Origin of the sequence: Streptomyces sp. UH6, from assembly GCF_013421635.1 — a bacterium.
GTDB classification, from domain to species: Bacteria; Actinomycetota; Actinomycetes; order Streptomycetales; family Streptomycetaceae; genus Streptomyces; species Streptomyces abyssomicinicus.
The window spans coordinates 1-5,542 of record NZ_JACADT010000344.1 but is presented as its reverse complement, the minus strand read 5'-3'; the positions used below and the strand labels follow the sequence as shown (position 1 = coordinate 5,542).

Below are 5,542 nucleotides of genomic sequence, written 5' to 3'. Positions count from 1 at the left end.
CCACCAGCAGCAGCACGTCCCGGTGCCGGGCGGGCAGCGCGGCCAGTGCCGCGGCCAGCTCTCGGCGTACGGCCCGCGCCACCACCCGGTCCGCGGCCCGGTCGGCCAGCGGCTCGTCGTGGTCGACGAGGGCCGGGACCCGGGCCATGGCCTTGAACCGGCGGGCCTCGGCCCGCCGATGCCGGCCGACGAGGTTGGTCGCTATGCCGAACAGCCAGGGCCGGGCGTCGGCGCCCGCGCCGCGGGCCGGGTCGTAGCGATGCCGCTGCTGGAACGCGGTGGTGAAGGTCTCCGCCACGAGGTCGTCGGCGGCCTCGCCGCCGAGGCGGCGGGCCGCGTAGCGGTGCACGGCGTCGGCGTGCCGGTCGAAGAGCGCGGCGAACGCCTCGGGTTCGTCCCGGGACCGCGCGATCACTGAGGCGTCGCTCTCGGCATCGGCACGCGCGGTGCCGATGTCGACGCCTGGTCCGACGGTCATCGGGGCTCCTCTCGTCCAAGGGACGATGCTCGAACACTTGGGCTTTCACCTGCTCTTCGCCCATCGCGCCGAAGCGGTTCCCTCAGCCCCTCTCGGCGGCCCGGCCAGGGCCTGCCGAGCGCGGACATCCGTATCGGCCACGCCCGGCAGCCGGGCAGGAGCCGTGTCCGACGGGGCCTTGTCCGTCTCGTCGTGCTCCGGGAGTTCCTCGACCTCCGCGCCGAGATCGCCGGTCAGGCCGCTGGGAGCGTCAGACCGCCGGTTCTCTGCCGAAGTGCCGCTTCCAGCCGGTCACGGGCCTCGGTCTGCGCGGCGATCCGTTCGTTCAGGACTGCCAGCCGTTCCAGAGCAACCCGCAGACCCTTGTCGGACGGCGGTGCGGCAGCCACATCACCGTCCAGGCAGGGCAGGAACACGCGCACGTCGTCCAGGGTGAGTCCGGCGGCCAGCAGGTAGCGGATGTTGCGCACCCGCACCGACGCCCCCTCCTCGTAGACGCGATAGCCGTTGGGGGCCCGCTCGGAGGAGATCAATCCCGCCTGCTCGTAGTGCCGTAGCGCACGCGCGGTCGTCCCGGTCGCCTTGGCCAGCTCGCCGATCTGCAACCGCCCCACCTCCCGGGCCACTCCTATCACGCCACGACCGCTCCGCCGTCGACCGGGAGTACGACTCCGGTGACGAACGATGCCGCCGGTGCGGCAAGTTGGGTGATCGCCCAGGCCACCTCCTCGGGTCGGCCGACCCGGCCCAGCGGGGTGCGTGCCGTCTGCCATTCCCGTACTGCGGCCATGCGTTCCGGTGTCAGGCCCTGATGTTCGCCGATGGGGGTGTCGATCGCGCCCGGGGCGACCGTCACGACCCGGATCCCGCGGGGCGCCAACTCGACCGCCCAGCTGCGGGTCAGCGATTCCAGGGCTGTCTTGGTCGCGGCGTAGACCGAGTTGCCTGGCCAGGCCCGCTGCCCCACCGACGTACTGACGTTGACCATCACCCCGCGCGCCGTCTCCAGGAGAGGTAGCGCGGCTTGGGCCAGCAGGAGGGGAGCGACGAGGTTGGTGGCGAGCTGAGACGCGATGGTGTCCGGGCTCAGCGTGCCGAGGGCGCCGCTGCGCACGATGCCGGCGTTGTTGACCAGGACGTCCAGTCGGCCATGTGTCTCCCGTACGGCTTGGACGATGCGCTCGGGCCCGTCCTCGGAGGTGATGTCGGCCGCCAGGGGTGTGATCCGGTGGTGCCCGGCGGCGGTCTCCTCGAGCGGTTCGGTGCGCCGTCCGATCGCGATCACGTGGGCGCCCTCCGCGGCGAAGGCGCGGGCGGTGGCCCGGCCGATCCCGGTGCCGGCCCCGGTGATGGCGACGACCCTGCTGTTCCGTGGTGGTGTGCTGTTCATGCCGGTCATCGTTCAACCCTGCCGCCAGCGGCAGGGTCAAGCAGTTGTCTGCTGCCTGACGGCGGCCAACACCATGAGCTGATCTGCCGGTGGGCGACCCCCGCGAACCGACGCTGCCTCACCAGGGCTGTTCCCGGTGGGAACCGGTCCCGCCGGTGTGCATCTGCCGGGCCGCCGGTATCGGGAACAGGGCGCCGTGCCGCCAACCGCAGGAGGAGGGGCTCACACGGCGGTCGCCCATATCACACGCAAGACCCCCGATCGCCACCCCGCCGGGGCTCCACCTACGCGGCGCGATCGAGCCCAGTGATCACCACGTCGGACAGGCCCTGGCCGTACGGGTTGAGTGCCCAGAAGCGGACGGTGTCGCTGCGACGGTCGAACCACAGTTCGGTGGCGTAGCCGGCGCCATCGCGGTCGAGCTCGTTCGACCGGATCCACCGGGGGTTCTCCGGCCCCTCGCCCTTGAGAGGCTTCTCGAACCACGAGGTGAAGTCATCGGCAGGCCCCTCGGAGACGAAGGCGTGGGCCGCCGTCAGCGCGGCAAGTCGCCCCGGTGCCAGCCGGGCGAAGCCCGAGATCACCAGTTCCGGCGACGGTATCCCCCGGTCGTCGCCGTCCCGACTGCTCACCCACTTGGCGTCGGTGAGCGGGCCCAGCAGCGGGAACGCCCGCTCCAGCGGTGTGGTGTCGGTGCGCCAGTCGGCCTTGGCCCCGCTCGCCTCCTGACGCAGGGCCAAGGCCGACTGGCGCAGGGCCCACCACGCGGGGAGGACCGCCAGCCCTGCGCCGATCCCGATCAGCTTCCGTCGCTCCAACGAGATCCCCCTCATGCCTGGACTTCGGGGGCACCCTATCCGGCTCGCGCTCCTCACCCGGCCCGTCGATCGCGTCCGAGTACACGCCCTGATGCAACCGTTCCTAGTCGGCGAGGAAGTCGAGGACCTCTTCCGTGACGCGCTCGGGTGCGTCCTCCATGACGAAGTGTCCGGCGCCGGGGACGACGGTGAGGCGGGCACCGGGAATGTCCTCGGCAAGTCGCTGTGCGTAGGCCAGGGGCTGCCACTGGTCGCGTTCGCCCCAGAGGATTCGGACGGGCATGGTCAGGGACGCGAGCTGGCCGGTGATCTCTTCGGTGTACCGGGAGTCGTAGTGCCGTACCTGATGCTCGAAGAAGGAGACCCGGCCCAGCGCCGACCGATGGGGTGCCAGGTACGCCTTGAGGACGTCACCGGTCATCGTGGCTGCACCGTCGCCCACCGTCATCTCCAGTTGCCGGGTGAGCAGGGCGTCGAACGCGTCCTGCGGCAGCTGCATGTGCTCCTCCAGCCGCTCGTCGATGATCTTCCGCCAGGTCGCGGAGGGCCAGGAGTCGTAGCTGACGGTGTCGATGAGCATCAGCCGCCGTACCCGCTCGGGGCGGGCGATGGCGAACCGCAGACCGATGGCGCCGCCGATGTCGTGGGCGACGACGGTCGCCTGCTCGATGCCCAGGACATCGAGCAGACCCCCCAGCAGGTCCGTCTGAGCGGCGACCGAGGTGTCGCGGTCCACGGGACGCTCGGACCGCCCGTAGCCCGGCAGGTCGTAGGTGATGGCGCGGTGGCCGGCGGCCTCGACGTGCGGCACGACGTTCCGCCACTCGTACGAGTACGAGGGTGTGCCGTGGATGAACACCACCGGCTCGCCCTCCCCGCGGTCGCGGTAGGAGATACGGACTCCATCGACGATCAGGTCACTGGGCAGGAGGTGCATGCGGTCGACTCCCGACTGTGGAGATGTGCCCCTCAGCCAAACTGTACAGGTCTGTACAGTTGGCATGGACGGCACCACAGTCGAACTGTCTGTCCGTCGTCATCGGGAGGCGCGGGATGAGCGAGGTCAAGGCGGGAGCGGCGGCGGGCGGCAGGCGGCGGCCGGCCCGGGAACGTCTGCTGGTGACGGCCGCACGCCGCTTCTACGCCGACGGTGTCACAGCCACCGGGATCGACACGGTCATCGCCGAGGCCGGCGTGGCCAAGACGAGTCTGTACAACAACTTCTCCTCCAAGGCTGAGCTGGTCAGGGCCTGTCTCGACGCCCGGCATGAGGAGTGGTTCGCGATGTACCGCACTCGGCTGGAGCGGACGGCGGGCCCCCGCGAGGCGGTCCTGGCCGTCTTCGACACGTACGCCGATTCCGCGGAGGCCGCCCGTGAGACGGGTTTCCGTGGTTGCGGCCTGCTCAACGTGGCGGCCGAGCTGCCCGCCGGGGACGCCGGGCGGGATGTCGTACGCCGCCACAAGGAGACGGTGGAGGAATTGATCGGCGGCCACCTCGGGCAGCTGCTGCCCGGGCGCCCCGGAGAGGCCGGCGCGCTGGCGGAGCACCTGTCCTTCCTTCTGGAGGGTGCGATGGCGCGGGCCGGCCTGGAGGGTGACGGCAGGCGGCTGGCGCACGCCCGCACCCTGGCGGCGGCGCTGCTGGACCGCGCCGTGGGCGAGTCGGACTGAACCGGGGTGGCCTCAGCAGGCTGGGCCGCACCGCTCACAGCGTGCGCTGCATGCACACCAGTTGCTTCCGCCCGTCCCGGGACTGGGTGACGGTGAAGCCGAGCCGCTCGTACAGAGCGATGGCACCGGTCCGCCATTCCCACACCGAGAGCCGGACGGTGCGCACGCCGCTTTCCGCAGCGTGACGGAGCGCGGCACCGAGCAAGGCCGACGCAATGCCTTGGCCACGGGACTCCGGGTCGGTCCAGAGCCTCTTGATCTCCGACTGCCCGTTGTCCGCAGAGGTCACCACCAGGCACCCCACAGCGGCATCCTCCTGGAGGGCCACCAGAACGACATCGCCGGCCAATGCGGTCCGAGGGTCGGTGACCTCTGCCCGGTAGCGGTCCGGCAGGTGGTCCACATCGGCTACCGGTTCGCCCTTCTCGGCCTCCGTCCGGAGATGGTAGGCGGCCAGCAAAGCGGCCAGGCCGTCTCCGACCGAAGGGGTCTGGCCTGGCCAGCGGACGATGGCAACGTCACGGTGATCAGTCATGGCATCAGCATCACACGAGGCGGATGGGGCCCTGCCGATCCCTCGCGATCGTCTGTCGGCCTGACCTGCGGCACCGGGAGATGACGACCAGGGCGAACCCGCGGGATGCCGCGCACCTCGTGGCAGCTCACGGTCTCAGCGTGGTGTTTCCGTGCGCAGCCGGGCCAGGACGTGGCCGTCCGGCGCGAGCGCCGTGACGGTGAGCGTGGCGTCCTGAGGCACGCCGTCGAGGAACGCGTGGTAGGTGCCCCAGCCCGGGTCGCCACGCAGAACGAGCATCCGGGCCTCGTGCGGCGTGCCGTTGCCGACCTGTATCACCAGTCGGGCGGGTGCGGTGCGGGTGCGGAAGGCGCCCGTGCACACCACTCCCCGCGCCACCGTGTTCGTGCCGGCGCTGATGCCGTCGACGGCCAGGCTGTCGCCGCCCGCGTGGGCCCGGGCGAGCTCGATGGGCCGGGTCAGGTCGCCCTGGCCGACCACGTAGTTCTGCCGCCCCTCCGGCAGCAGCGCCATCCGCAGGCCGTGGCCGATCGGCACCTGTTCGTAGGGCCGCACCTCCTGTGCACCCTGCTGCGGTGGGGAGTTGGCCGGTTGCGGGCCGGGCACGGCGGTGGCGGGCGGCGCCGGTACGGTCCCGTCGAACGCGC

8 protein-coding genes are annotated in these 5,542 nt (G+C 71.4%); 1 reads left to right on the top strand and 7 read right to left on the bottom strand.

Going from position 1 to position 5,542, the window contains the following annotated elements:
* From HW445_RS17175 to HW445_RS17155, 5 genes are all read right to left on the bottom strand, one after another.
* A partial coding sequence (locus HW445_RS17175) for an RNA polymerase sigma factor (RefSeq protein WP_180221887.1) occupies positions 1-478 on the bottom strand: 478 nt, incomplete at its 3' end.
* 233 nt (positions 479-711) lie between these two features.
* Positions 712-1,083: a MerR family transcriptional regulator gene (locus HW445_RS17170; RefSeq protein WP_218957083.1), complete on the bottom strand. Its 372-nt coding sequence runs from the start codon at positions 1,081-1,083 to the stop codon at positions 712-714.
* 26 nt (positions 1,084-1,109) lie between these two features.
* Positions 1,110-1,877, bottom strand: coding sequence for an SDR family NAD(P)-dependent oxidoreductase (locus HW445_RS17165; protein WP_180221886.1), 768 nt, complete (start codon positions 1,875-1,877; stop codon positions 1,110-1,112).
* A 275-nt stretch (positions 1,878-2,152) separates the two neighbouring features.
* Positions 2,153-2,686: a hypothetical protein gene (locus HW445_RS17160; RefSeq protein ID WP_257231130.1), complete on the bottom strand. Its 534-nt coding sequence runs from the start codon at positions 2,684-2,686 to the stop codon at positions 2,153-2,155.
* A gap of 103 nt (positions 2,687-2,789) precedes the next feature.
* On the bottom strand, positions 2,790-3,623 hold the full coding sequence (locus HW445_RS17155; protein WP_180221885.1) for an alpha/beta fold hydrolase: 834 nt from the start codon (positions 3,621-3,623) through the stop codon (positions 2,790-2,792).
* Positions 3,624-3,739: 116 nt separating this feature from the next.
* On the opposite strand from HW445_RS17155, the gene HW445_RS17150 reads away from it, so the two are divergent.
* Positions 3,740-4,360, top strand: coding sequence for a TetR/AcrR family transcriptional regulator (locus HW445_RS17150; RefSeq protein ID WP_180221884.1), 621 nt, complete (start codon positions 3,740-3,742; stop codon positions 4,358-4,360).
* Positions 4,361-4,394: 34 nt separating this feature from the next.
* Here the strand turns inward: HW445_RS17150 and HW445_RS17145 are convergent, their stop codons facing one another.
* Together HW445_RS17145 and HW445_RS17140 are read right to left on the bottom strand one after the other, a co-directional pair.
* Entirely contained in the window at positions 4,395-4,895 is a 501-nt protein-coding gene (locus HW445_RS17145; RefSeq protein ID WP_180221883.1) for an N-acetyltransferase, read from the bottom strand.
* Between the two features lie 135 nt (positions 4,896-5,030).
* A partial coding sequence (locus tag HW445_RS17140) for a hypothetical protein (protein ID WP_218957082.1) occupies positions 5,031-5,542 on the bottom strand: 512 nt, incomplete at its 5' end.